General features: G+C 42.3%; 23 protein-coding genes and 4 tRNA genes. 2 read left to right on the top strand and 25 right to left on the bottom strand.

Annotation, left to right across the window (positions count from 1 at the left end):
* Positions 1–189: 189 nt before the first annotated feature.
* The 7 genes from rlmH to scfA all read right to left on the bottom strand — a co-directional run bounded on the left by rlmH (position 190) and on the right by scfA (position 7034).
* On the bottom strand, positions 190–669 hold the full coding sequence (rlmH, locus tag BUA78_RS10865) for a 23S rRNA (pseudouridine(1915)-N(3))-methyltransferase RlmH (RefSeq protein WP_072914309.1): 480 nt from the start codon (positions 667–669) through the stop codon (positions 190–192).
* 81 nt (positions 670–750) lie between these two features.
* Positions 751–2004, bottom strand: a complete 1254-nt coding sequence (gene murA / locus BUA78_RS10860) for a UDP-N-acetylglucosamine 1-carboxyvinyltransferase (RefSeq protein WP_072914306.1) — start codon at positions 2002–2004, stop codon at positions 751–753.
* A gap of 104 nt (positions 2005–2108) precedes the next feature.
* Complete coding sequence (locus BUA78_RS10855; RefSeq protein ID WP_072914304.1) at positions 2109–3008, bottom strand: peptidase MA family metallohydrolase; 900 nt, start codon at positions 3006–3008, stop codon at positions 2109–2111.
* A gap of 179 nt (positions 3009–3187) precedes the next feature.
* Positions 3188–3754 (bottom strand): tetratricopeptide repeat protein, encoded by a 567-nt coding sequence (locus tag BUA78_RS10850; RefSeq protein ID WP_238456794.1) that lies wholly within the window; start codon positions 3752–3754, stop codon positions 3188–3190.
* Between the two features lie 102 nt (positions 3755–3856).
* Complete coding sequence (locus BUA78_RS10845) at positions 3857–5203, bottom strand: M23 family metallopeptidase (RefSeq protein ID WP_072914302.1); 1347 nt, start codon at positions 5201–5203, stop codon at positions 3857–3859.
* A gap of 182 nt (positions 5204–5385) precedes the next feature.
* Positions 5386–6738 carry a thioether cross-link-forming SCIFF peptide maturase gene (scfB, locus tag BUA78_RS10840; RefSeq protein ID WP_072914300.1) on the bottom strand — a complete coding sequence of 451 codons (1353 nt, stop codon included), beginning with the start codon at positions 6736–6738 and terminating at the stop codon, positions 5386–5388.
* 143 nt (positions 6739–6881) lie between these two features.
* The gene (gene scfA / locus BUA78_RS10835) at positions 6882–7034 is read right to left on the bottom strand and encodes a six-cysteine ranthipeptide SCIFF (protein ID WP_072914297.1); all 153 of its coding nucleotides are present in this window, start codon (positions 7032–7034) and stop codon (positions 6882–6884) included.
* A 168-nt stretch (positions 7035–7202) separates the two neighbouring features.
* Here scfA and BUA78_RS10830 point away from each other — a divergent pair, with 168 nt between their 5' ends.
* Positions 7203–7586, top strand: a complete 384-nt coding sequence (locus BUA78_RS10830; RefSeq protein ID WP_072914296.1) for a CBS domain-containing protein — start codon at positions 7203–7205, stop codon at positions 7584–7586.
* A gap of 24 nt (positions 7587–7610) precedes the next feature.
* Here the strand turns inward: BUA78_RS10830 and BUA78_RS10825 are convergent, their stop codons facing one another.
* From BUA78_RS10825 to BUA78_RS10770, 12 genes are all read right to left on the bottom strand, one after another.
* Positions 7611–8801, bottom strand: a complete 1191-nt coding sequence (locus BUA78_RS10825; protein ID WP_072914294.1) for an MFS transporter — start codon at positions 8799–8801, stop codon at positions 7611–7613.
* Positions 8802–9200: 399 nt separating this feature from the next.
* Positions 9201–9644 carry a hypothetical protein gene (locus tag BUA78_RS10820; RefSeq protein ID WP_072914292.1) on the bottom strand — a complete coding sequence of 148 codons (444 nt, stop codon included), beginning with the start codon at positions 9642–9644 and terminating at the stop codon, positions 9201–9203.
* Complete coding sequence (locus BUA78_RS10815; RefSeq protein ID WP_072914291.1) at positions 9631–9846, bottom strand: helix-turn-helix transcriptional regulator; 216 nt, start codon at positions 9844–9846, stop codon at positions 9631–9633. Before BUA78_RS10815 ends, BUA78_RS10820 begins: the two co-directional genes overlap by 14 nt.
* A 197-nt stretch (positions 9847–10043) precedes the next feature.
* Positions 10044–10118: transfer RNA gene (locus BUA78_RS10810), tRNA-Gly, on the bottom strand.
* Between the two features lie 57 nt (positions 10119–10175).
* Positions 10176–10251 (bottom strand) — tRNA-Lys (locus tag BUA78_RS10805).
* Positions 10252–10504: 253 nt separating this feature from the next.
* A tRNA-Glu gene (locus BUA78_RS10800) sits at positions 10505–10580 on the bottom strand.
* Between the two features lie 15 nt (positions 10581–10595).
* Positions 10596–10671: transfer RNA gene (locus tag BUA78_RS10795), tRNA-Lys, on the bottom strand.
* A gap of 151 nt (positions 10672–10822) precedes the next feature.
* A complete protein-coding gene (locus tag BUA78_RS10790; protein WP_072914288.1) occupies positions 10823–12109 on the bottom strand; it encodes an adenylosuccinate synthase in 1287 nt (428 codons plus the stop codon).
* A gap of 319 nt (positions 12110–12428) precedes the next feature.
* Positions 12429–13751: a replicative DNA helicase gene (gene dnaB, locus BUA78_RS10785; protein ID WP_072914286.1), complete on the bottom strand. Its 1323-nt coding sequence runs from the start codon at positions 13749–13751 to the stop codon at positions 12429–12431.
* Positions 13752–13821: 70 nt separating this feature from the next.
* Positions 13822–15768: a Lon family ATP-dependent protease gene (gene lonC, locus BUA78_RS10780; RefSeq protein WP_072914283.1), complete on the bottom strand. Its 1947-nt coding sequence runs from the start codon at positions 15766–15768 to the stop codon at positions 13822–13824.
* 46 nt (positions 15769–15814) lie between these two features.
* Positions 15815–16264: a 50S ribosomal protein L9 gene (rplI, locus tag BUA78_RS10775; protein ID WP_072914282.1), complete on the bottom strand. Its 450-nt coding sequence runs from the start codon at positions 16262–16264 to the stop codon at positions 15815–15817.
* 22 nt (positions 16265–16286) lie between these two features.
* Positions 16287–17252, bottom strand: coding sequence for a YybS family protein (locus BUA78_RS10770; protein ID WP_072914279.1), 966 nt, complete (start codon positions 17250–17252; stop codon positions 16287–16289).
* Between the two features lie 239 nt (positions 17253–17491).
* On the opposite strand from BUA78_RS10770, the gene BUA78_RS10765 reads away from it, so the two are divergent.
* A complete protein-coding gene (locus BUA78_RS10765; RefSeq protein ID WP_072914277.1) occupies positions 17492–19048 on the top strand; it encodes a DHA2 family efflux MFS transporter permease subunit in 1557 nt (518 codons plus the stop codon).
* A gap of 10 nt (positions 19049–19058) precedes the next feature.
* Here BUA78_RS10765 and BUA78_RS10760 read toward each other — a convergent pair whose 3' ends face one another.
* The 6 genes from BUA78_RS10760 to BUA78_RS10735 all read right to left on the bottom strand — a co-directional run bounded on the left by BUA78_RS10760 (position 19059) and on the right by BUA78_RS10735 (position 25938).
* Complete coding sequence (locus BUA78_RS10760; protein WP_072914274.1) at positions 19059–19469, bottom strand: MarR family winged helix-turn-helix transcriptional regulator; 411 nt, start codon at positions 19467–19469, stop codon at positions 19059–19061.
* Positions 19470–19621: 152 nt separating this feature from the next.
* Entirely contained in the window at positions 19622–20818 is a 1197-nt protein-coding gene (gene metK / locus BUA78_RS10755; protein WP_072914272.1) for a methionine adenosyltransferase, read from the bottom strand.
* Positions 20819–21026: 208 nt separating this feature from the next.
* Positions 21027–22940, bottom strand: coding sequence for a DNA topoisomerase (ATP-hydrolyzing) subunit B (gene gyrB / locus BUA78_RS10750; protein WP_072914270.1), 1914 nt, complete (start codon positions 22938–22940; stop codon positions 21027–21029).
* 233 nt (positions 22941–23173) lie between these two features.
* A complete protein-coding gene (gene hypB / locus BUA78_RS10745; RefSeq protein WP_072914268.1) occupies positions 23174–23848 on the bottom strand; it encodes a hydrogenase nickel incorporation protein HypB in 675 nt (224 codons plus the stop codon).
* 3 nt (positions 23849–23851) lie between these two features.
* Positions 23852–24199: a hydrogenase maturation nickel metallochaperone HypA/HybF gene (locus BUA78_RS10740; protein WP_072914266.1), complete on the bottom strand. Its 348-nt coding sequence runs from the start codon at positions 24197–24199 to the stop codon at positions 23852–23854.
* A 50-nt stretch (positions 24200–24249) separates the two neighbouring features.
* Positions 24250–25938 (bottom strand): sigma 54-interacting transcriptional regulator, encoded by a 1689-nt coding sequence (locus BUA78_RS10735; RefSeq protein WP_072914264.1) that lies wholly within the window; start codon positions 25936–25938, stop codon positions 24250–24252.
* Between the last annotated feature and the right edge of the window lie 38 nt (positions 25939–25976).

Here is a 25976-nt window from a genome sequence, read left to right as displayed (position 1 = left end):
TTTATTATGAGTAAAGAATTGGGTAAAAGTAAAGATAGATATAGTTGCACCAACCAGCAAGCTTAAGTTGCATCCCAAAAAACTTGTTTTATCAGCATTTCGCAAGCTTATAAGCCTCGCTGTACACTTTAAGAGCCAAAACCATGCCAACACCGACCCTTCTATTCGATTAGAAGGGTCGGTTCGTCGTTACTTATGATATGGTTCACCCTTCATTATCCTGAACCACCGATAAACTTGCTCCGCCAACATCAGCCTCACTAACTGATGCGGAAAGGTTAGTTTGGAGAGTGATAGTAGTAGATCGGCCTGCTGAATTAAGGAAGGGGCCAAGCCCAGGGAACCGCCGATGATGAAGGTGATGTCACTGCGACCATTAAGGGCTAGGGTTTGTAGTTTATCAGCCATTTCCTCAGAGGAGAGCATTTTCCCCCTGGGGTCCAGAATTATCAAAAAAGTGCCCTGACGGAGTTTCTTTTGGAGGCGGTCGGCCTCCTTTTGTTTGATTTGTTCCTCGATGGCTGGCGGGGCATTTTCGGGGCAGGGTTCGTCAGGGACTTCCACAATATCCACTTTGGCGTAGGGTCCCAGACGTTTTAGGTATTCTTTAATGCCATCAGCTAGGTATTTTTCTTTCAATTTGCCCACGGTAAGAATCGATAGCTTCATCTTTATCTCCTTACTTGTACCTATGAATAAGGGGCGTGCCGTTGGCACGCCCCTATTATTGTTTACCTTACTTATATAAAACTATGCTCTGCGAATACGGGCACCAAGGCTGGTAAGTTTTTGTTCCAGGTTGGTATAGCCTCGGTCAACGTATTGAACGTCACTGATCTCAGTTTCACCCGTGGCCATTAAAGCAGCAATCACCAAAGCTGCACCTGCCCGCAGGTCGGTAGCTTTTACTTTGGCACCCTGCAGGAAGGAAACCCCTTCAATGACAGCCATGCGGCCTTCTACTTTGATGTTGGCGCCCATGCGTTTAAGTTCATCGGCTACCCGAAAGCGGTTTTCAAAGATATTTTCCACAATAATGCTAGGCCCCGGTACCGTAGACAGGAATGACATCATTTGAGACTGCATATCGGTCGGGAAGCCGGGATAGGGCATGGTTTTTATGTCGATATTCTTAGCGGGGAAGTTACTGGCCTTAATATAGATGGAGTCTTCTCCTATTTCCACATCCACATTAGCCTCTCTTAGCTTGGCACTCAGTGGTTCTAGATGACGGGGAATAACATTTTCTAAAAGTACATCGCCTCTGGTGGCCGCAGCCGCTACCATAAAAGTACCTGCCTCTATCCGGTCGGGTATTACGGAATAGCGACCACCCTTTAGGACAGGGACTCCTTCGATCTTAATTAAATCTGTGCCTGCACCGCGCACTTTAGCCCCCAGGGCATTAAGGAAGTTAGCTAGGTCAACAATTTCTGGTTCCTTGGCAGCATTTTCGATGATTGTTTGACCTTCGGCCAAACAGGCTGCCATCATGATATTTTCCGTAGCCCCTACACTGGGAAAATCCAGGTAAATCATGTTGCCACACAGACGACCTGTTTTTCCTTGGATAGAACCTCTTTCGAGATTCAATTCAGCGCCCAGAGCTACTAAGCCTTTAAAATGCAAATCCATCGGGCGCACACCAATGTTACAACCGCCCGGTAAAGAGACGGATGCTTTGCCATAACGAGCTAACATCGGCCCTAGCAATAAATTGGAAGCTCGTAACTTCTTCACCAACTCATATGGGGCTTCTTCTGCTAACTGATCTGGGCTTTGTAAAGATATTACTTCCTCAGCTAACCAGCTTACTTTGACACCCATAGTTCCCAGAATTTCTAAGACAATCCGAACATCGCTAATATCCGGAACATTTTCTATGATTACCTCTTCCTCCGCTAATAAAGCACCACATAAAATAGCGAGGGAAGCATTTTTGGCACCACTTATTTTTATTTTGCCCTGGAGCGGTTGTCCTCCTGCAATGATGAGTTTGCTCAACTGATTGACCTCCTGTAAATAGTGCGCTCCCCGTTACAACATGAATGTATTCGCTAAAATTCTAGCTAATTCCTGCTTTGTTAGTAAAATCTGGCCAAAAAAGCCTACAATTGGTTTACCGCTTCTTGCTCCAAGGCCCACCTCTGATAATTAGCTTCGAATTTATCAAACTCCTCTCCTAAAACAACTGCGATAGCCTGCTCAGTCTTTTGATTCTTGGCCAGTTGTCGCAAGATATCTTTAAGAGCTTCTTCACCATATACATCGGCAATATAGCGGACTGCCACGTAGGATTGACGGTAGGCCAAAGCCTGGTTGGGCAAATTATCAAAATCGGTGTCCATTTCTTTTAAAGGATAAAGGGGTTGATTAAGTGTTGCCTCTGTTTCATCAAACTCAAAGCCAGTCAGTTTGTATTCTTCATATTGGGCCAACCCTTCCGTGAACCAACGAGTGTAATTACCATGGCTCATGTAATCCACCACTAGGTGGGTAAATTCATGGGCCATAGGTCCAGAATTTATAAAAACATCTCGGTATTCTTTAGAGTCTGTTTCAGTAACCCAGACATTAGGAGATAAGACCCGAATCACGCCGGCCCAATAAACTCCCATCGCACTTTCGTTGGCCGGCCAACCGAAGTTACGGTTTAGTTCCGGCCGAGAAGGGTAGACAATTACCGGGATTTTACCCCGTCCATCATAGCCGTATTTATCAGCAATGGGTTGATAAAATTTTTCTGCCGTATTTAAAACCAATTGGGCATCCCTTTTATTATCTGTTGTATAACGAACCATAAAATGTTCGCCATGTAAGGTTTCCATATCGCGGCTTGTCCATATTGCCTTATACTTTAAACTTTCTCGAAACACCATATAAGCTCCCGAACGAATAGTCATAGGTAGTTTCATAAAAACAGCTGCCACAATAAGTAAGGCAGCCATAGAAATACCGATAAGTTTATAAGCTTTCGATATGTTTGCACTGCGAACAGTCTGCGGCATACTGGCACCTCCTAACTAACTAATTACTTAGTTCTATTATATTCTTTGTAGGAGTGCCAGTCCTAGTGGAAATATTAGTGAAACTTGGCTTATGCCGACAGACAGAAGCCTTGGTTTTTCTTATACTTTCATCAATAGAAATTTTATACTATCTGAAAGTGCAAAGAAGCCGGGCCAAATTACTGCCCGACTTCCATTTTCCAAGCTTCAATCGATTTCCTTGCTGCTTCCGCCCGCGATCCTTCTTTTTCCGCAGCGGTAACCTTTTCCATAGCGGTTATGGCTGCCGAGTAATCCTTTTTCTCTGCTAATACATTAGCATACTGGTAATTTACTTCGACGTTATTGGGTTCAATTTTAAGGGCACTTTCTAATAACTGTAGAGCTTTATCAGATTTACCCTGGGTGTAATACAATAAAGACAATTCTTGATGCACAGAAACATTCTTTGGGTCTAGTTTTAAAACTTTTTCATAGGTTTCTGTGGCCTGTTCAACCTTCCCTACCTGAGAATAATGAGCAGCTAGAGGTAGCAATACCCCTTTGTCCTCTGGTTTCTTCTTGGCTTGTCCTTCTAGGAGTTTTATTCTGTCCTCTACGGTTTTCGGAGGCTCGGTTTGGCTTCCGCCAGTCCATGCAATGGATGAGGCAATCAAACCTAAGGCCAGCACTGCCGCCAATACTCCCATAACAATTCTTTGCAAACGTTTTTGCTTGGCTCTGGGGGATAATCTTCTAAAGATCATCTTTTCACCTCATTGATCTTCCATTAATTGCTATGGACAATCATAACAAATCTTTACATAAAAGTAAACCTCCCGCGAAACATATGGGAGGTTTCATACGTCTTATATATAGTTAAGGGGATTTCTGGGAGTCCCATTAACAATAACTTCAAAGTGAAGGTGCGGCCCAGTGGATCTACCGGTGGATCCAACTTTTCCAATGGCTTGTCCCTTTTCAACCGTTTGCCCAACCGAAACACCGATGCTGGATAAGTGGGCATAACGGGTAACAACACCATTACCATGATTGACATCTACACAATTGCCGTAGGCTCCATACCAGCCAGCCCGGACTACTTTACCGGAATTATAAGAACCAACTACTGAGCCATAGGCCCTGGCCAAATCCACCCCGGTGTGCATACGTCCATTTCTTGTGCCAAAGGGTGAGAGCACCGCACCGCCTGGTCTGACGCCACGGGAGGCCACCATGGTCTGGGCACTTCTTTCGACAATCTGTGCTTTTGCTTCCTTAAGAACTTTGGCATTTAGCACCTTTCTTTCGGTCTCCATGCCGTTAACAGCGATAATTTGATAGGTAACCTCTTTAAGTCCTCTTTCACCCACTTGAATAACTTTGCTTTGTCCAAAGGGGAGTTTTGGATTCTTTTTAACCTGCTGGGGCAGTACGGTTTCTTCTTTAACCGTTGTTTCAGCAGTGGCGACCACATTAACAACAGGCTCCAGAGCCCCAACCATTTTAATTTTTTGATCAATTTGCATGGTTTCTGGGGTAAATCCAGGGTTGGCTTCTTGTAATTCTTCGGGACTCACTTTAAAAAAGTTGGCAATATCCCACAGAGTATCTCCTTCTTTGACGGTGTAATACCTGGGAACATCAGACTCGCCCTTTAACCTCTTGATAGCAGTCTCTTCGGACAAAATCTTGTTGCTAGCAAGGGAAACCTCTTCTATTTGCACAGGTTCTTTGAAACTAACCTTGTAATCGGAACCCATGGAATAGGATTGTTTTAGCTTCTCAAGTACTTTTTCTGCGGTTGCTTTATCTTTAACCGCCAGCTTGAGACCTCCCCGCACCTTAATACCTGCGGCAGTTGCTTCGAAGGTAAGGCGGTCAGCAAGCAATTTTTGAAGTTGTTCTTTACTAACTACCTCATTATGAGATCTGCTGGTTTTATATGTAATAGTTTGTTCTGGCTTTACAGTAATAGCATTTTTTTGTTGTTCTTTCATTAACTCGTTAACTACAGATTGGGCCATCTCTTTGTTTTTAACAACAGCAACTACTTTTCCGTCTAATTCCACCGCACAGGCCGCACTGGTCTTAACCATCGAAACGATACCGCATAACAGCACCACGGCTAAAAATCCAGCCATTCCCTGTTTAAATACCTTGGGTTGTTTTTGTAACCAGTCCTTAAAGGTACTTAACTGATCCTGAACTTGCATGGTTCAACTCCTCTCGATAAAGCTCCCCTTTATTACCAAGAAACCCCTATTTAATTGGCAAATAAGTCGTAGAAAGGGAAAATAAGGCAGTCATAATTATATCATATATTGTCGGCTACGTAAAGTTTTCAGCGGTATGACAAAGCACTCCGTCTCCCCACAAGGGAAACGGAGTTGTTTTATTATGCTAAGCCAACCTGTTTTATTTGCAAGTAGATAGCACATTCAAAACGCTTGCGAGCCAGTTGACAGCCCAGGTGATAAGGACGTAGCAAATCATTATTGAAGGCCCAGGCATTGGCATGACAACCGCCGCTGCAATAGAATTTCGCCCAGCACTCTATGCACTCCGGTTTATTGTAAATGTGTGCTTGGCGGAAGTTTTCAATAATTTCTTGGTTATGGATACCCTCTTTCACGGTTCCCAATAAGAAATCTGTGTTACCCACAAACTGATGACAGGGATATAAATCTCCCTCCGGTGTAACAGCCAAGTATTCATAGCCCGCCCCACAGCCAGAGAGACGTTTCGGTAGGCAGGGGCCACCACTCAGGTCAATGTTAAAATGGAAGAAATTTATGGGTTGACCAGCTTCTCGCCGTTCCCAAAGCTGTCTGGTTAGCTTCTCATACTGTTCCATTAAGAACGGTAAATCTGCTTCCTGAAAGGCATAATCCGTGTCAAACCCTGCCACCACCGGTTCCACAGAAATATCCCGGAACCCCAGTTCCGCCATGTGCATTACATCCTGACTAAAATCCAGGTTATGGCGGGTGAAGGTGCCCCGGATATAATACCCCGCCGGGGGTTGTTGCTCTACATATTCCCGGAAAGCCTTGACCACCTGCTCATAGGAACCTTTACCACGGGGTGTGGGCCGCATAGCATCGTGTACTTCCGGTCTGCCATCCAGGCTTAACACCGCAGCCATTTGATTATCCAAAAGGAATTGCTGAACTTCTTGGTTTAGCAACACACCGTTGGTTGTCAGGGTAAATTTGAGCTTTTTACCGGCCTGCTTGGCTTTTTCATTGCCATAGGGAACCAATTCTTTAATTACCTTAAAATTTAGCAAGGGTTCTCCGCCAAAGAAATCGATTTCTACATTTTTTCGATTTCCTGATTGGTCAATTAAAAAATCAATGGCAGCTCGGCCTACTTCAGGAGATAGCAGACCACTAGGACCACCAAATTGACCTTGCCCGGCAAAGCAATATTTACAGCGCAGGTTACAATCATGGGCTGCATGCAGGCACAAGGCCTTCACCACTCCATCGCGCCGGGGTTGGTAACCCTCTTGCTGAGAATCTTTAGTGAATAACAAGCCTTCATCAACTAGATTTTTAATTTCAATCAGTGCCTGTTGGATCTGATCTAAGGAGTATTTATCGGACATTGCTGAAATTATTTCTTCAGGAGTTTTGTCTTCATAAATATGTAGAATTTCCCAAACTAATTCATCCACCACATGGACAGCACCACTGTGGACATCCACAACCACGTGGACACCATCGAATTTAAATTTATGCAGCACAACAAGCCCTCGCTTTATATCATTAATTTATATGGATCACCCTAAGGTAACAAATAAAAACAAAAAAATTACCTTATCCCCAGGGGGAACGGGTCCCAAAGGAGACAAGGTTGTGGTTTTGCTGTGTATCCTACTTATACTGCTTAAGCTTTTTTAACACAAACCTGGTTGCCTACGGTGCAAGAGGTTTTGCAAGCGGATTGGCAGGAAGTGGCACACTCACCGCAACCACCGGTTTTCAGGGTTGCTTGTAAGGAGTTCTTATTTAAGGTTTTGATATGTTTCACGTCTCTCATCCCCTTTCCGCATTCAATTATAAAGCACTAGGATTGTCCAAGGCAAGTAAAAATTGGGTTAAAGGCTTGTCATTCTAGGATTACAAAATAATAACATCTTACATATCTAGAGAGGTATATTTCAATACATGTTGAAATTACCACAGTAACAAAAAAGGGGGATCGATAATGAATATCAGTGAAATTATGCATAGACGGGTTTGGGTTTTCAAAGGGGAAGACCTAGTGGAGCAAGCATTAAAAATAATGAATGAAAAGAAAATTAACGGCGCACCGGTAGTTGACGAAGATAATAATCTAATTGGTATGGTGGTTAAGGCCGACATCTATCGTTTTTTATCAGACCCGGGGCATTATCAAAGTTACCCCCTGAATAGGGTTATATCGAAAGAAGTAATAACTGCTACCAAGGATGAAGATATTATCACCGTAGGAAAAAAACTGAGAAGTAACAATATCGTGGCTCTTCCCGTGGTGGAAGATCAAAAGGTGATCGGTCTGGTATCTGTGGAAGATATCGTGGATTATTTTATCGACAAATACGAACAGTAGGAATGCTCTAAGAAACCCTCCTTTTTATTCCTGGGAGGGTTTCTTCTTATGGTTGCAGGCAATGTCATACTTATCGATCATTTGTAGCGACAGGATGGCAATGAGCAGTAAAATGCTCGCTCCCGTAATATAAGGAATATTCATCTGAATCCCATAAAGGATACCTCCCATCACCGGTCCTAAAATCCGGCCTAAACTACCAAAGGATTGCATGAGTCCGATGGAAGCCCCTTGGGCACCTAAGGCATTTTTGCTTACCAGAGTGGACGTGCTGGGACCCATTAACGAACCACCAATGTTAAAGATAGCAGCAGAAATCATTAAGGTTAGCATGTGGGAAGACAGCACTATGAGAGCCATCCCCACGCCGGAGATAAAAAGACCGGCCTTAATCAAATTGGCATCGCCAAAGAGCTTTACTAACCTGCCAATCATACCTCCCTGAATAATCACACTAATGATGCCCATAATGGTGAATAATGTACCCATTTCCTTCGGGCCAAAACCTGCCCTGTCAGCGGCATAAAGAGCAAAGGTGCCCTGGAAGATGGCCATGCTAAAATTAGTAATGAAATTGAGCATAAAGAGAGTAAACAACGGATGCTTGATTACCTTAAAGGAAATTTTCGCGGCATCCTCAGCTCTATGCCTGTCGGATCTTTTTAGGGACTCCGGTAAAAAGAAATAGGCAAAGGGCCAAGTTATGATGGCCAAAGCACCTGCGGCGTAAAAGGGGATAGCAAAACCATAATGACCTAACCAACCGCCCAGGGCTGGCCCAAAAACCATGCCCACCCCCATGGCAGCACCCATTAGGCCCAGCCCTTTCGATCTTTCCTCGCCCTCAGTAATATCCACAATATAAGCCATCGCCGTGGGTAAAGTGGCAGAAGAAATTATGCCGGATAACATCCTAATGGCAAACAACATCCATAAATGGTCGGCCATACCCAATAAAATAAACGTGATGCCATAACCGCTCAACCCAATTAATAGTACCGGGCGGCGACCTATCCGGTCCGATAATCGACCCCAAAGGGGGGCAAAGAAAAATTGCATCAATGAAAAAGAGGCCATAAAAAGCCCCAATATAGTTGGCCCACCACCAAAATGGGTTACCACAAAGGGTAAGATCGGGATAATAATGCCAAAACCCACCATAACCCAAAACAGGATAAAAAACAGTACTAAAAAAGCTTTTGTTTTTTTGCCCATAGGAAAAATCCCCTCAAATTGGTCTATCTATCCCTAAAACCAGGTCCTATTCGTAGCTGTCTAAAATAGTATGCTCCCATCAAGGAAGTCACACCCACTAAAATAGTATACTTGTTCTGGCAAAGATAAAAGCCCCCACCCGAAGGTAGAGGCTTTAAGGGAAGGGTTTCTGGTATTGTCGTAACTTGATTGTATCACCCTAAAACAGCCTGGAATATAGGAATATTGCACTAATCAAACAGGACTAAAGTCCTATAAAAGTCAAAAATTAATTTAAAGAAAATAAGAAGCAAGGTAGTAAAAAGTCTCCAAAGGATTACCCAACTCCCCGGAGACCTTGATTGCTCTGGATTTTTGCTTACGTAAAATACTCATAATTAATCTATAAAATTTCCTAGCTTAATACTTATTGCTTAAATGGTTGTATATAACGAGTCCCGCAATGTATTGAAACACAAAAAGTCCTCCTAAATATAAGATAATCAATCTATAATTTTGGATAATATCCAAACTGCCCAGAATAGAAAAAAGAATTATAGAAACAGATATTACAATCAACCCAATAATATAAGCGTATCTACCAGACTTATCTCGTAGTTTAGTCTTCCTTTCATCATTCAACTCGATATTTTCATTTTCTGTTTTTTCTAGATACTTCGTTCTATTTTCCGGTCTTGTCCAATAATAGTACTTCCACAACATTACCGCTCCACCACAAATACTTCCACCGGCAAATCCAAATAGCAGACCTGCCAATTTTGTTTCAAATAACCATCCAATAATTAAACATGCAACACCAACTAAAAAATATAATACTCCAATGAACAAGTTATTCTTCTTCATTCTTCCCACTCCTCTCATGTATAAAAATTTCTTCGATTGACCTATCAAAAAAATCTGCAATGGAAAAAGCTAATTCCAAAGACGGGTTATATTTCCCTGTTTCTATAGAACTAACGGTTTGTCTAGAAACCCTGATCTTTTTGGCAAATTCTTCTTGGCTTAACCCTTTGTTCTTCCTTAATTCTTCAACCTTATTTTCCACTCAACCACCCTCTTATTGACAAGGTTACTTTACATCTTTATTATATCACGCTAAATTTTTTTGACAAGTTTCCTTTACATAATTTATTAAAGAAAAAGCAAATCATCAGATTTGCATAATATAAGTACTCTTTAACAAAAGTATGAACTGGAAAAATAAAAAGCCACATGAAGGTTTAAACCCTCACATAGCTTTACTGGAGCGGATGACGAGATTCGAACTCGCAACCCTCAGCTTGGGAAGCTGATGCTCTACCATTGAGCCACATCCGCACTACAATACTATTATATCCATTCCCAAAAAGTCTGTAAACATCCTAAATAAAAAATTGGTGACCCATCCGCGACTCGAACGCGGGACACCCTGATTAAAAGTCAGGTGCTCTACCAACTGAGCTAATAGGTCGTAGCAATCCCTACAAGAGAGAACTTCAAACCGTGTTACTGAGTTAAGCCAGTTACTTTGGTTTTTAAAATAAAAAAACAATAACTGGTGATCCCTACGGGGAGGGGCTTCGAACAGTGTTACCGGGTAAATCCCGTGATTTTGGTTTGAAAATAAAAAAAACAATAACTGGTGACCCCTACGGGGAGGGGGCTTCGAACAGTGTTACCGGGTAAATCCCGTGATTTTGATTTAAAAATAAAAAAACAATAACTGGTGACCCCTACGGGATTCGAACCCGTGTTACCGCCGTGAAAGGGCGGTGTCTTAGACCACTTGACCAAGGGGCCAGTTAAAGTTTTTGTTGGTGATCCATCCGCGACTCGAACGCGGGACACCCTGATTAAAAGTCAGGTGCTCTACCAACTGAGCTAATGGATCATATTTTGTTTTAAATCGCCGTGAAAACCTCACAAGTGATATAATACCTTATCGTAAATCCCGTGTCAACAAGTTTGTCCTAAAAAACTTCATTAGTTTTTAAACAAAAATAATTGATAAAAATGCGGGGTCGTAGTGACCCCGCATGGTTTTAGGCAAAAAGATCTTCGATGATAATGGTTTGGGTGCGTTTGACACCAACACCAATGATAGCAATTTTAACCTCGGTTAATTCCACAATGCGTTCCAGGTAGCGTTTAGCATTTTCCGGCAGATCTTCATATTTGGTAACCTGGGAAATATCCTCCTGCCAACCAGGGAATTCCTCGTATACAGGCTCGCACTTGGCCAATTCTTTTAAGGAAGCAGGGAACTCTTTGATAACCTCTCCTTTATAACGATAACCAGAGCAAAGCTTGATTACCGGTAAACCCGTAAGAACATCCAGTTTGGTAATGGCTAGGCTATCCAGTCCACTCACACGGGCAGCATAACGTACAATCACCGCATCAAACCAACCACAGCGACGGGGACGTCCAGTGGTGGTGCCATATTCATTACCGTTCTTTCTAATTTCTTCCCCCAGTTGGTCATGTAATTCTGTGGGGAAAGGGCCTTCGCCTACCCGGGTGGTGTAGGCCTTAACAATGCCCAGTGCCCGATCTATTTTGGTTGGTCCAACACCGGAACCGAGACAAGCAGCGGCAGCGGTGGGATGGGAAGAGGTTACATAGGGATACGTGCCATGGTCGAGATCCAGTAAGGTTCCCTGGGCCCCTTCAAAAAGGACATTTTTGCCTTCCTTAATAGCATTATGAACCAGCAGGGAAACATCTTCGGTCATGGGCTCTAACATTTCTGCATAGCCTTGATACTCTGACAAGACTTCTTCAAAAGAAAAACCCTCTACATTGTAAATCTTAGTAAAAAGCTCATTCTTGCAATCAATGTTCTGCTTTAGCATTTTAGGGAATTCTTCTTTATCAATAAGATCTACAATGCGAATACCCACACGGGAAGTTTTATCAGTATAAGTAGGACCAATGCCCCGCTTGGTAGTGCCAATTTTAGCATCGCCCTTTTGCTCTTCTTCCACTGCGTCTAATTGGCGATGATAAGGCATAATAACGTGGGCTCTTTGGCTCACACACAGCTTACCGATGGGTACACCACGATCCTTTAAAGAATCTAATTCTGTTTTTAACACCTTAGGATCAATGACAACACCATTGCCAATCACACAAAGTTTATCTGGATATAAAATGCCAGAGGGGATTAGGTGTAGTTTAAATTCTTGATCATCTACCACCACGGTATGGCCAGCATTGTTGCCGCCCTGGTAACGTACGATTAGTTCGGCCTTTTCGGCTAAAAAATCCGTTACCTTTCCCTTGCCCTCATCACCCCATTGGGCACCTATAATAACAACTGTAGACATACGTGCACCTCCTAAATCTTCCTTAAGGTTTACTTTTCATTTTAGAGATTTTATTCACTAATTATCACATTTAATATTGATCAATTATATTGCTATTCTTCCCAAGGGAACAAAAATAACCCAAACAGAGCCGCGAAAAAGTAGTCTATTTGGGCCTTAAAGAACTTCTTGTTCCTTAGATAATATCCATTTCTATCACATACTAATTCCACAACAGAAATATATTATCCAGTTTTTAGTCTATTGTCAACCATGATTCACAAATAAAAAAAGCCCCGAGAGATCGCATTGGCTTGTTCTTGTTTGCACATGCGTCTTTTTACTCCCGAGGGGCTAAATTCACAAATTTGACAAAATCTTTAAAAAAGCCTAATTGAACGGTTCCCACTGCCCCGTTACGCTGCTTGGCTATGATGATTTCGGCGATGCCCTTCTTTTCCGATTCGGGGTTATAGTACTCATCACGATAGATAAACATGATCAAGTCAGCATCCTGCTCAATACTGCCGCTTTCCCGTAGATCCGACATCATGGGATGTTTATCAGTGCGGCTTTCTACGGCACGACTTAACTGGGAGAGCGCCACCACCGGTACCCCTAATTCTTTAGCCAGTCCCTTCAGCTTTCTGGAAATATCGGCAATTTCCTGTTGGCGGTTTTCAATGCGTTTACCGCCGGACATTAACTGCAGGTAGTCAATGACGATTAGTCCCAATCCTTGTTCCGACTTTAATCGCCGTACTTTAGATCTAATTTCCCGTACCGTAGCAGCTCCGGTATCATCCAGATAAATGGGTGCCCGAGAAAGAAAGCGGGCTGCCTGGTGAAGTTTGGACCAGTCTTCATCTGAAATATTGCCGGTTCGTACTTTATGGGCATCCACCATCGCTTCGGAACACAACATACGCTGTACCAATTGTTCCTTGGACATTTCCAAGCTGAAAATAGCCACCGGTACTTGGTGCTTCACCGCCGCATATTGCCCAATCAAAATAGCAAAGGCTGTTTTTCCCATACTAGGGCGGGCGGCAAGAATAATCATATCTCCCTTTTGAAATCCATTGGTGATACGATCTAACTCAATAAACCCCGTGGGTACCCCGGTAATTTTGCCGCGATTGTTATAGATATGTTCTATATCATCAAAGGTTTGGACCAGAATTTCTTTAATGGGAGTAAAGGAATTGGTACTACGCCGCTGTCCTAATTCCAGGATAGAACGTTCGGCCTCATCCAACAACTCCTCCGGGTTTTCCACACCCTCGTAGCCCCGAGAGGAAATCCGCGTGGTTACCGAGATAACCGACCGGGTAAGGGACTTTTCCTCCACAATACGGGCATAGTATTCTGCATTGGCTGCCGTAGGTACTAGGTTAGCCAGGGTGGCAATATAGGTGATGCCACCCACTTTCTCCAGGTCACCCCTGTCCCGGAGCAGATCGGATACCGTGATTAAATCCACGGCCCGGCCGGCTTCCGCCAGTTCCACTATGGCCTGAAAAATAATGCGGTGGCTGTCCCGATAAAAATCCTCCGGTTTCAGGAATTCCATCACCCGGAAGATAGCTTCTCGCTCCAACAGCATGGCCCCCAGCACCGATTGCTCCGCTTCTATATTCTGGGGTGGTACACGATCTAACATTGAATCACCTTTTTGGGGATTTATTTACTATTTTATAATGAATCACCACAAAGACTGGTAAATAGTTTAACTATGCAATGGACTGACTAGTTAAAATATCTGGTAAAATATGCTGTAAAATCTCCTCTACTCTCTGCACAGGAACAACCTCTATACCCTTTAGATCCACAGGAACATCCTGAATATTTTCCTTTGGTATGAATACCTTCTGGATTCCCGCTTGCTTGGCTCCATAAATCTTCTCGAAGATGCCACCCACAGCCTTTACTTTGCCCTGAATGGAAACCTCACCGGTCACCGCAATGTTTTGCGGCAGGGGTTGATCTTGTATGGCACTAAACATGGCCAGCATAATGGCCACACCGGCGGAAGGACCATCAATTCTGCCACCACCCACTACGTTTACATGAATATCATAGTTACCGATATCTTGACCGGTGAGTTTTCGAATAACCGAAGCAGCATTAAATACCGAGTCTTTAGCCATCGTGCCGGCGGTATCATTAAAGCGAATATTACCCTGTCCTTGGCTGCGGGCGGTAAAGGCCACCGCTTCAATCTCCAGTACAGAACCCAGGTAACCCGATACACCCAAGCCAAAAATTTTCCCTACTTCATACTCATCGGAAGCTTTCGTTAGCACATAGGGGGTTAACCGGCTAATCTGAACAACCTCATAAACATCCTGAACGGTAATGTGGATGGTATTATGGTCCTCCTGGTGCTGACGGAAATAAGCTAAACCGTAGGCATCAGATAGAATATTGATGGCCTTTCTACCCTCAATGGTATATTCAGAAATAATTTCTGGAATTTGCTCGTCCAAGCTAACTTTTAATTTCCTGGCGGCCTGCCGGATAATGTCCTGGATGGCTGTCGGAGTGAGAGGTTCAAAGAATACCTCGGCACAGCGGGAACGCACCGCCGGGTTAATATCCTCCGGTTCCCGAGTGGTGGCACCAATTAAGACAAAATCTGCCGGCGCACCCTCATCAAAAATCTTCTTGATATACTTGGGCACGTTGTTATCACTGGGGTCGTAATATGCGGAATCAAAAAAGACCCGTTTATCTTCCAATACCTTTAAGAGCTTATTTTGCAGCGCCGGATCTAATTCCCCTATTTCATCGATAAACAAAATGCCGCCGTGGGCGTCGGTTACCAGACCCAGCTTGGGTTCCGGTATGCCGGTCTCAGCTAGGTCCCGGCGAGCCCCTTGATAAATAGGATCATGTACCGAGCCCAGTAACGGGTTCGTCACTTCCCTGGGGTCCCAACGAAGAGTCGTGCCATCCACTTCCACAAAGGAAGCATCCTTGGCAAAGGGTGCCCCTTTAATGCCCTTGGCCACTTCCAACGCCAAGCGAGCTGCAGTTGTTTTGCCTACTCCAGGCGGGCCGTAGAGAATAATATGTTGGGGAAAGGGTGAAGCCAGTTTGGCCAGCAAGGCTTTTACCGCCCTTTCCTGCCCAATGACCTCAGCAAAACTCTCCGGCCGCAATATTTGCATAGCCGAGGAGGCTAGTTTCTTGGAATCCAGCTTTTCCAAAATGGCAAATTTCTTAAGGGTTTGCGCATTTTCTGGTCCGCTGTTATCCTTGATGATTTGCATTTTTATTTCTTTAATATAGTCTTCGTGCCGTTGGTTCATTTTTTCGCCGATCTTCTTTTCTAACTCTTCTTCCACGGTACGTCGGGCGACAGTATCGGCAAGTTCATCTTGCAGTGTTTCTAAAATAGCCGGGATCTCTTCAAGGGAAGGCAATGTTTCGTAAGTTGGATCTTCAAATACCAGCTTTTGTAAAGCCAGTACCCTTTCCTCAATAATTTCGGAACGAATCAATGATAAGGCTTCCAATTTTCCAGCCCTAAGCACCAGCTTATCCGACCCATAAATATTGCTCAACAGGCCATACATGGCGGTAACCTGCCGCTTAAGCTGATCACTGCTAGCGGCAAATTGATTGGTATCCTGTTCTACTATCTCGTTCTGGAATCCTTCGAGGAAATCGTTCATGTCTGTTGCTCCTTTCAAGCGCCTTGTCCTATCCCGATTCCCTGAGTTATTCGACAGCCGTCACTTGAACACTAATCTCAGCCTGGGCCACGGGATGAATTTTAATGGTAATTTTATGGGTGCCCAGATTCTTAATAGGCTCCTTCAGTACAATCTTTTTCTTGTCTATGTCGTAGCCATGCTGTTTCTTTAGGCCGTCGGCAACGTCTTTGTTACTGATGGCACCAAAAAGTCGGCCACCCTCTCCTACCTTAGCGTTTAATACCACTGTCAAATTGCTAATCTTGGCAGCCAGTTCCTTGGCTTCTGCCTCTTGTTTTTGTTTTTTATCAGCCTGGGCTTGTCGCTGATTGGAAATCTCTTTTAATTTCCCTTCAGAAGCTGGTGATGCCAAATTTCTCGGATATAAAAAGTTTCTGGCATAGCCCTCGGTAACATTGACGATATCTCCCTTAGCACCTAATTTAGAAACATCCTTTAACAATACAACTTGCATGGTATCCTCTCCTTAAGCTATCTTAATTTTCCTTTTCTTTTTTAACAATGGGTCGGCGTAAATTAAAGATGGTATCCAGCAGTCCCAAGAGAACAACCGCCATATACATAAAGCTGATATAAATAATCAGTAATAAAAGCAGCACCATCTTAAAGGGTTTGGATAATTTTAATTGTTTATAAAAATGTACCACCACAGACAGCCCCATGATAAAGAAAATGAAAGCAAACAGGGTCAGTACATTTTGCCCGATAATCTTAATGGTATTGAATTGAAACTGGTTACCCGCCAAGAGAAACAGTAAGCCAAGAATCATTCCCCAAATGGCATACCAGGGCAATCTCCACTTACTAAAGGGAGGTAACGCATTGACTTGATAATTTAACCGCCGCAAAACCTTAGCTCCAACAATATAGGTGAGGGTGGTGGCAAAAAGGGCAAAAATAACATAAATTGTCGGCAACACTAGCATGGTTGACTTTATACTATTGAGAAAGAGTTGCTGCTGATCCGCTGGTACCGGAACACCGGCCTCTTGATACATAGCAAACACCTTGTTCATACCTTCCGTTAGGGAAGCTTGCAGCATCTCAAAATTAATCCCGGTTACCAATATAGTCAAGGTGATCACCGCAAGGGCTGCTAAGGCCGAAACAATATATGCGGCAACCATTGCATGTCCCGCCGAGACGTAATTTTTATATAAAAGCCCTAGAACCAGCCCCAATGGCCCAAACTGAATAAACATGATGAGAACCTGTAGGGGGTCCGGGTAGAGTATTGCCATTAAAAAAATGGTTACGATCAGGGATAGAATTGCTACTTTTAAGTCCCGACGTCTCACCAATACCGCCAGGGGGATAGGCAAAAGCACACTGCTCACGAATAAAAATGGAGGGATAAACATCCCTAACAGACCCAGCACCGCTGTGAGGCCAGCCATAAAGGCGCCGTCAACCAATGCTCGGGTGTCTCTAAAGGAAGCCAAAAAATAATCACCTCTTCTATACAAATAGCCCCTAAAACAACTAATGATTCGCTGATGGTTCTCGCATTTCCTGCCTTAAACCTGTGTTATTTGTTCCCGCCCTTGGTAAATAAGATGTAACTGGGTAACTTTCTCCAAATGGATACTAACTAACCTATAGACACATGTTATTGTCTGTTGTAAAATTTCTACCATAACCTATTTTGAATTCTAATTATTTTTCAGAGGGAGCTTTTCTAATGAGTACAACACCGCAGGAACCGTCAGAATCATTCTGGCTACCTTTATTTGTCATTGTTACCGGTGCCTTTGCAGCCATTTTAAGCAGCAGTTCTGTTAACGTAGCCATTCCAAAATTAATGGCCATTTTTGGGGTTTCCTCCAATGATGTGCAGTGGGTTTTAACAGGCTATATGTTATCCTCCGCCATTGTGATTCCCCTCTCCGGGTATTTAGGAGACAGATTTGGCAATAAAAAGGTCTTCATCTACTCCCTAGGGCTTTTTACCCTGGGTTCGGTCTTTTGTTCCTTTGCCTGGAGCAATCAATCATTGATTGTCTTTCGGGTATTGCAAGGACTGGGGGGCGGTATTATCATGCCAATTAGCATGGCCATTATCTACCGCATTGTCCCCCTTAACCAAATTGGTCTAGCCCTAGGTGTCTGGGGCATGGCCGCCATTATGGGGCCAGCCATTGGTCCAACCCTGGGCGGCTATATTCTTGAACATTTTAATTGGCGATTACTTTTTTTAATTAATATTCCGGTTGGGCTGCTAGGTATCTTCTTATCTATCTTTTTATTAAAAGAAACCCCTGTAAAAGAGCAAACCAAATTTGATAGCTGGGGTTTCCTTTTATCCACTTTAGGGTGTTTTGCTTTATTGCTGGCCCTTAGCCAGGGTTCTAAAGAAGGCTGGAGTTCTTACTATATCGTTATGCTTTTTCTCATTTCTTTCTTTGCTCTGCTGCTTTTTGTGTTGCATGAGCTATCCTGTGAAGAACCCTTATTGGACCTTCGTTTATTAAAAAATTCCACCTTTAGCATCAGTGTTCTGGTGGGTGGCTTAATCAACATTGGCCTGTTCGGCGGTGTATTTTTAACACCGTTATTTACCCAAAATCTCATGAACATGTCCGCCTACGATACAGGCTTGCTGCTCTTGCCGGCATCCCTGGTAACTGGCCTAATGATGCCCATTAGCGGTGTTTTATTTGATAAATTTGGTGCCAAAATGATCAGCTTTGTTGGTCTTACCATATTGGCCGTGGGCACCCTGGAAATGCAACATCTTACTGCCGATACTGGGAAGATGGAATTAATTATTATCCTGTCAATCCGTTCCTTTGGTATGGGACTGGCCATGATGCCCATCTCCACTGCGGGTATGAATGTGGTCGCTAAACAGTTAGTAGGACAAGCCTCGGCCCTTAGCAATGTAATTCGACAAATCTTTGCCTCCTTTGGCATTGCAGTTCTGACTACGATTATGCAAAACCGCCAGATTTTTCATACTGCTCGGCTATCGGATGGAATTTCTTCTTTTGCACCTGGGGTAGCGTTACATCTTAAACAACTACAAGTTGCTCTAATAAATAGCGTAGGTAGTGAATCAGCCTCCGGCGTAGCACTTAGTTATGTCTGGGGCGTATTACAAAAACAAGCACTGGTTTTTGCCATTGACGATACCTTTTTCATCTCTGCACTTTTTATCTTTGTAGCAATCCCACTGGTATTTTTTATTAAGGAAAAAAACCCTCTCGATAAAAGAAAGGCTGCTAGCCAGGAAGGTTAGCAGCCTTTCTTTATAAGGCAGATTCCATTTTATTGAGCAAGGTTATTAACAGTTCAGTTTCTTCCTTTGACAATTTATCCTTGGTTTTTTCAGCAATGTATTGCTCAAAATTAGGAAATTTCCCCTGTAACTCCCTAGCTTTCTCTGTTAGATAAATACGAACTACCCGTCGATCCTCATGATTCCTTTCCCGGCGGACTAGGCCATCTCTTTCCATACGATCTACCAAAGAAGTAATGGTACTGGCTTTTAAAAAAAGTTTCTCCCCCAGTTCAGTGATGGTCAATCCATCTTGCTGCCATAACTTGATAAGAGCCGAAAGCGGTGCCGAGTCAAGGCCCATTTCTTCAGCTAAGGCGGTAAAATGTATATGCACTTTTTTGAAGGCTAGATATAAGCTAGTAGTAAGAACATTGTCCATAATATTCCATTGTCCCCATATTTTGATTTGCTACTATTATACTGTTTTCACAAAACAATGTCCACCTTAACACAAGATTGCCGATAAAAACTGCAGCTGCTGCCTTTGTCCCCTATTTGAACTAAAGAAGTTAGAAAACCCAGTTATCTAGGCTAAAAAAACAATCCTGCCTCCTTCTTGAGTAGCTCAACCTTATCAGTTTGCTCCCAGGGTAAGTTAAGATCACTTCTGCCAAAATGCCCATAGGCTGCGGTTTGTTTATAAATAGGTCGGCGTAAATCCAGCTCCCTGATGATCGCCCCAGGGCGCAAGTCGAAGTTATTTTTCACTAGTTGGATAAGATTTTCTTCATTGATCCGACCTGTGCCAAAGGTTTCAATCATAATTGAAACCGGCTGGGCTACACCGATTGCATAGGACAATTGTATCTCGCATCTTTCCGCTAAACCTGCTGCCACAATGTTTTTGGCAATATAACGTGCAGCATAACTGGCAGACCGGTCAACTTTCGTGGGATCCTTTCCCGATAAGGCTCCGCCACCATTACGTGCCACGCCACCATAAGTATCTACAATGTTCTTTCGTCCCGTAAGGCCTGTATCACCTTGAGGTCCGCCAATAACAAAGCGGCCCGAGGGATTAAATAAAAAACGGGTACGATTATCTAGATACTCCGGTGGAACCACTGGCTTAATTACCAGTTCCATCAGGTCCCTTTCCATGTCAAGCCTAGTTACTTCTGGATTGTGCTGGGTCGAAATTACAATGGTGTCAACTCTCTTCGGCTTATCCCCATCAAATTCAATGGTTACCTGAGTCTTTCCATCAGGTCGAAGATAGGATACCTGACCGGTTTTTCTAATTTCAGTCAATCGTCTGGCAAGACGATGAGCTAGGGAAATAGAAAGGGGCATATAGTCTGGTGTTTCATTCGAAGCATATCCAAACATAATCCCTTGATCCCCGGCACCAATTGCCTCAGGTTCGTTTTTACTGTCAACACAATCACGAATTTCCAGTGCATGTTCAACACCCTGAGCAATATCACTGGATTGCTCATCGATAGAAGTAACGACTGCACAAGTATCACAGTCAAAGCCATACTTGGCTCTGGTATAACCAATTTCCCGAATGGTTTCCCGTACTACCTTCGGAATATCTACATAACATTTCGTGGAAATTTCTCCGCTAACCAAAACAAGTCCTGTTGTCACCAAAGTTTCACAAGCCACCCGGGCGTGGGGATCATTTTGAAGTATAGTATCAAGAACTGCGTCCGAAATTGTATCCGCAATTTTATCCGGGTGTCCTTCAGTAACTGACTCAGAGGTAAATAGCCGTTTTATCATCCTTTGTTCCCCCTTAACCACAGTAAATAACTATCATGGGTACATACAAACTACCTTGCCAACAATTTTTAAAGAAATCACAAAAAACAAGTCAATATCCACCCATAGCAGCATCAACCCCCATACTTTAAGCGATAGGAAAATACAACCTGTAATAAAAATATGAATTCATCCTTTGGCAATTTGATTACTCTATAAGCAATCCTATTTAGATATCTAAGTTTCGTACATATTGTGCATTTTCCTCAATAAAATCACGTCTTGGCTCTACCCTATCCCCCATGAGCATAGAAAAGATAGCATCTGCCTCAATTACATCCTGTAACTTTACTTGTAGAACCGTTCTAGTGTCCGGGTCCATGGTGGTTTCCCACAATTGATCGGGATTCATTTCGCCTAAACCTTTGTAACGTTGAATATTTACATTGTTATTACCAATTCTTTTTAAGACTGATTCCAGTTCTTGATCACTATAAGCATAAATATCCTGTTTGCCTTTACGAATCCTGAATAAAGGAGGCTGAGCAACGTACAAATAACCTGCTTCAATAAGGGGTTTCATATGTCTGAAGAAAAAAGTCATTAATAAAGTTCGAATGTGTGCTCCGTCAACATCAGCATCTGTCATAATTATAATTTTATGATAACGAGCTTTATTTACATCAAAATCTCCCCCAACACCACACCCCATAGCAGTTATCATCGCCCTAATCTCTTCATTGGCCAGGATTCTATCCATTCTTGCTTTTTCAACATTAATAATTTTACCCCTAAGTGGTAAAATTGCTTGAAAACTCCTGTCGCGTCCCTGTTTGGCTGAGCCACCTGCCGAGTCACCCTCCACCAGATATAACTCGCAGATGCTTGGGTCCTTTTCTGAGCAATCAGCTAATTTTCCTGGCAGTGCCATGGTCTCCAAAGCACTTTTTCTTCTGGTTAGCTCCCGTGCTTTACGGGAGGCTTCCCTCGCCCGTAGAGCAGTGATGGCCTTTTCAATTATTCTTTTAGCTACTGCAGGATTCTCTTCCAGGTAGGTTGATAAGCCTTCTGCAAGAGTAGAATCGACAATGCCCCTAACTTCACTGTTGCCTAATTTAGCTTTGGTCTGACCTTCAAACTGTGGTTCAGGAACCTTTACACTAACGACAATCGTTGCACCTTCACGAATGTCTTCTCCTGATAGATTCGAATCGTTATTTTTTAATAAATTATGGCCTCGTCCATAATCATTAATTACCCTGGTCAAAGCCGTTTTTAAGCCAACTTCATGAGTCCCTCCATCTGTAGTGTGTATGTTATTGGCAAAAGAAAGAATATTTTCACTATAGCTGTCATTATATTGCAAAGCAACTTCAACGATAATATTTTCTTTTTCACTTTGCACAAAGATTGGTTTGGGATGTAAGACTTGTTTATTTCTATTTAAATGTTGGACAAAATCACTAATTCCACCCTCAAATTGAAACACTGATTCTGATACAGGCTCTTTTCTTTCATCCTTTAATATAATTTTTAAGCCTTTATTTAAATAAGCTAGTTCCCTTAATCTTTGAGACAGTATCTCTAAGCTAAAGGTTAGCTCCTCAAAAATCTCAGCATCTGGTTTGAAGGTAACTTTCGTACCTGTACTTTTACTTGAGCCTATTATCGTAAGCTTTGATGTCGCTAGACCACGAGAAAACTCTTGGCGAAAAATTTTACCATCTCGTCTAACTTCTACTACCAGTTCTTCTGCTAAGGCATTTACTACAGAAACACCTACCCCGTGGAGACCACCGGATACCTTATAGCCGCCGCCGCCAAATTTACCACCAGCATGCAGCATCGTTAGAACAACTTCTACTGCCGGTCTACCTACTTGGGGTTGTATATCTACTGGAATACCACGCCCGTTGTCAATAACGGTAATTTTGTTATCCTTATGAATAATTACTTCAATCCGGTCACAATATCCAGCTAAGGACTCGTCAATACTATTATCTACTACTTCATATACTAAGTGATGCAGTCCCTGGATACTCGTGCTCCCAATATACATACTTGGTCGTTTTCTTACAGCTTCAAGTCCTTCAAGTACCTGGATTTGATCAGCACTATACTCATTCTGCAGCTGCTGTTTCATTACAGCTACCTCCATTTATTTACTTCAACACCATATTATAGTATTTCCGAATAAGTAAGTTATTAACATCTACCCAACCTTATATGGTGCTGTCGTACCTGTGTAAATCGACATTCATTATGAACACGCAGTATTTTATCGGAATAATCCGACAAAATACTGCGTGAAATACCTACACTTAACTGCCATTTCTACCCGGTACGGGCAACGCTAGACAATTTACCCGCTTCAATCTACAGTACATTCATACTTCTTCTTTTTTTCCAGATTAATCTACCAATTAACTGACACCATTCCTCAATCCCTTCCTCCTTTGTAGACGAAACTGGGAATATCTTAATGTTCGGGTTAAGCTTAAATAAGGTATCAATATACGCACCTAAATTGAACTCAACATACGGTAATAAGTCAGTTTTTGTAATAACTGCAATCGCTGCTTCTTTAAAGGCTAACGGATATTTGGTTGGCTTGTCCATACCTTCCGTTACACTTCCCACCACTACCTTTACATCTCCACCAAGATCAAATTCAGCTGGACAAACGAGATTCCCTATATTTTCGACAATAATTAAGTCCAACTCTTCCACCGTTAGTTGTTTAATAGCCTCTCTAATCATAACTGCATCAAGATGACAGGCGCCTTCAGTATTAATTTGCACAACCTCAGCCCCAGCTTGGGCAATCCTTTCAGCGTCTTGTGTTGTATAGATGTCTCCTTCGATGACAGCTACTTTAAATTTATCAACTAGAAGTGGTAAAGTCTTTTCCAAAAGAGTTGTTTTTCCAGCACCAGGAGCACTGACTAAATTTAATAATACAACACCCTTTTCTTCTAAAAACCTCTTATTTTCTGCTGCGATATCCCCATTGGCCTTAATGATTTTATTTGAATAGATAACATTAACCATTAGTTACGCCCCTTTCCCTTCTATACATTCAAGTATTAAATCTTCACCCTCCACCAATCTTACATTTCGACTCTCACAGTTCTGACAGGTATAACATAATTCATTTGTACTAAAAGAAAATTTACAGTCATTACAGGAATATACCGGCTTTATCTCGGAAATTATCAGATTGCAATGCTCCAGCAATGGTCCATTTTTGATAGCAGTAAATCCAAACTCTAATGCATGCGGCACAATGCCAGAAAGCCTACCAACCCCAAGCTTTATAACATTCACTTTGTCAATTTTATTTTTTTGGCATTCTTCATTTACAGTTGCTATTAATTCCTCAATAATTGCTACTTCGTGCACTTACCCATTCCCTCCTCCCTTCCTTGTTAAAACCGTGGTCTAGGAATTTCTTATTTTAAATTATATTTATGGGACATCCGGACAATCGTTGGCTGTGCTACACCAAGAAACGAAGCAGCCTTTCTAGTGCTTTTAAAATTTTCCAATGCCCAGGCGACCATTTCCTTTTCTAATTCCTCTTTTGCCTCTTTTAAACTAGTTAACCCTTTATCTTGCATCTTTTTAAACAAATTCTTCTTCTGAATAAAACTAGGCAGATGGTCTTTATCTATCACGTTTTCTGAGCATGTTAAAACCAATCGTTCAATAAGATTTTCTAATTCTCTAACATTCCCGGGCCAATTATATCTCAAAAGATAATCCAGAGCAGAGGAACTTATCTTTTTAGTTAGGTTGTATTTTTCATTATTCACCGCCAAAAAATGCATGATTAACGGTGCAATATCTTCGGATCTTTCCCTTAAAGAAGGAATAGCGAGTGGTATAACATTTAATCTATAGTAAAGGTCTTTCCTGAACTTACCTTGCTCAATCATTATTTTCAAATCCTGATTTGTTGCTGCCAGTATCCTTACATTAATATTAATTTGCTTCATTCCTCCAACACGCATGATAGAATGATTTTGCAATACATGAAGTAACTTAGCCTGCATTTGAATGGGGATTTCTCCTATCTCATCCAAAAAAAGAGTTCCGTTTTCAGCTAATTCAAACATGCCCGGCTTACCATTCTTTTTGGCACCTGTAAAAGAGCCTTCTTCATAACCAAATAATTCTGATTCCATAAGATTTTCGGGTATTGCACCACAATTAACATTTATAAAAGGTCCCTTGCTGCGACCACTGTTTCTATGGATAAATCTTGCCAGAACATCCTTACCCACACCTGACTCGCCAAGAATTAATACTGTCGCGTCTGAGTTTGCTGTCTGTAATGCAAGTTTAAAAACCCCTTCCATTGATCGGCTCTTTGTAATAACTTCTTTGGTATTCGTTTTCTTTGCCTTGCTAAGCTCTTGGTTTTTTACTGAATTATTTCCTTCCAGCTCTGTACGATATTTGGATAATTCAGTTATATCCCTCACATTAGAGACAATTCGCCATATATTTGCCCCATCAAAAATAGGTACAGCCGAGACCAGTGCTTTTCTTCCTGTCTTGGTAGTATAAACAATAGTGACTGGTTTTCTTTGTCGTATTACATGAATGGCAGCTGAATCTGAATAAATACCCTGAGCTACTATTTCATAAACTGATTTACCAATTAAATCTTCTCTTTTTATACCAGAAAAATCTTCCCATGACTTACTTACCCTCAAGGTAATACCTTTCCCATCCATGATCCAAATGCCATCATGAGAATGCTCTAAAATTGTATCTAGCTCTCTTTCCTTCTGTGACGAATCCTTAAGTTTATTTTTTGTTTTCTCCAATTCTGATACATCTAAATACATACTCATTGCGCCAACAATTTTACCCTGATCCACTAAGGAGATATGCTTTGAAGTTAAATGCTTTCCCCCTCTACGTTCAGACCAATTAGCAATGTCTTTCCCCTTCGCTAATACCTCTGTCAAAGGGGAACCCGGAACGATTGAGCCAATCTTTTTACCAACAGCTTTACTTGAACTAGTATTAAACAACTTTTCAGCAGTTGAATTTAACTTTAAAACAATTCCCTGAGTATTAACGATAATTATCCCTTCATGCAATAAATCCCACATTTCATTACTTATCATAATAATCTCACCCACCTATTTGCCCTGAGTAGACTTAC

Origin of the sequence: Desulforamulus aeronauticus DSM 10349 (assembly GCF_900142375.1) — a bacterium.
In the GTDB taxonomy this organism is placed as follows: domain Bacteria; phylum Bacillota; class Desulfotomaculia; order Desulfotomaculales; family Desulfotomaculaceae; genus Desulfotomaculum; species Desulfotomaculum aeronauticum.
Note: the sequence above shows the minus strand (reverse complement) of the source record. Positions and strands in the feature narration are given on the sequence as shown.

What these genes read in the sequence shown, in the direction of transcription:
- rlmH (WP_072914309.1), bottom strand. Translation starts at nt 669, where the DNA reads ATGAAGCTATCGATTCTTACCGTGGGCAAATTGAAAGAAAAATACCTA.
- BUA78_RS10855 (WP_072914304.1), bottom strand. Translation starts at nt 3,008, where the DNA reads ATGCCGCAGACTGTTCGCAGTGCAAACATATCGAAAGCTTATAAACTT.
- BUA78_RS10850 (WP_238456794.1), bottom strand. Translation starts at nt 3,754, where the DNA reads ATGATCTTTAGAAGATTATCCCCCAGAGCCAAGCAAAAACGTTTGCAA.
- BUA78_RS10845 (WP_072914302.1), bottom strand. Translation starts at nt 5,203, where the DNA reads ATGCAAGTTCAGGATCAGTTAAGTACCTTTAAGGACTGGTTACAAAAA.
- scfA (WP_072914297.1), bottom strand. Translation starts at nt 7,034, where the DNA reads ATGAGAGACGTGAAACATATCAAAACCTTAAATAAGAACTCCTTACAA.
- BUA78_RS10830 (WP_072914296.1), top strand. Translation starts at nt 7,203, where the DNA reads ATGAATATCAGTGAAATTATGCATAGACGGGTTTGGGTTTTCAAAGGG.
- BUA78_RS10825 (WP_072914294.1), bottom strand. Translation starts at nt 8,801, where the DNA reads ATGGGCAAAAAAACAAAAGCTTTTTTAGTACTGTTTTTTATCCTGTTT.
- BUA78_RS10820 (WP_072914292.1), bottom strand. Translation starts at nt 9,644, where the DNA reads ATGAAGAAGAATAACTTGTTCATTGGAGTATTATATTTTTTAGTTGGT.
- BUA78_RS10790 (WP_072914288.1), bottom strand. Translation starts at nt 12,109, where the DNA reads ATGTCTACAGTTGTTATTATAGGTGCCCAATGGGGTGATGAGGGCAAG.
- dnaB (WP_072914286.1), bottom strand. Translation starts at nt 13,751, where the DNA reads ATGTTAGATCGTGTACCACCCCAGAATATAGAAGCGGAGCAATCGGTG.
- lonC (WP_072914283.1), bottom strand. Translation starts at nt 15,768, where the DNA reads ATGAACGATTTCCTCGAAGGATTCCAGAACGAGATAGTAGAACAGGAT.
- rplI (WP_072914282.1), bottom strand. Translation starts at nt 16,264, where the DNA reads ATGCAAGTTGTATTGTTAAAGGATGTTTCTAAATTAGGTGCTAAGGGA.
- BUA78_RS10765 (WP_072914277.1), top strand. Translation starts at nt 17,492, where the DNA reads ATGAGTACAACACCGCAGGAACCGTCAGAATCATTCTGGCTACCTTTA.
- BUA78_RS10760 (WP_072914274.1), bottom strand. Translation starts at nt 19,469, where the DNA reads ATGGACAATGTTCTTACTACTAGCTTATATCTAGCCTTCAAAAAAGTG.
- metK (WP_072914272.1), bottom strand. Translation starts at nt 20,818, where the DNA reads ATGATAAAACGGCTATTTACCTCTGAGTCAGTTACTGAAGGACACCCG.
- gyrB (WP_072914270.1), bottom strand. Translation starts at nt 22,940, where the DNA reads ATGAAACAGCAGCTGCAGAATGAGTATAGTGCTGATCAAATCCAGGTA.
- hypB (WP_072914268.1), bottom strand. Translation starts at nt 23,848, where the DNA reads ATGGTTAATGTTATCTATTCAAATAAAATCATTAAGGCCAATGGGGAT.
- BUA78_RS10735 (WP_072914264.1), bottom strand. Translation starts at nt 25,938, where the DNA reads ATGATAAGTAATGAAATGTGGGATTTATTGCATGAAGGGATAATTATC.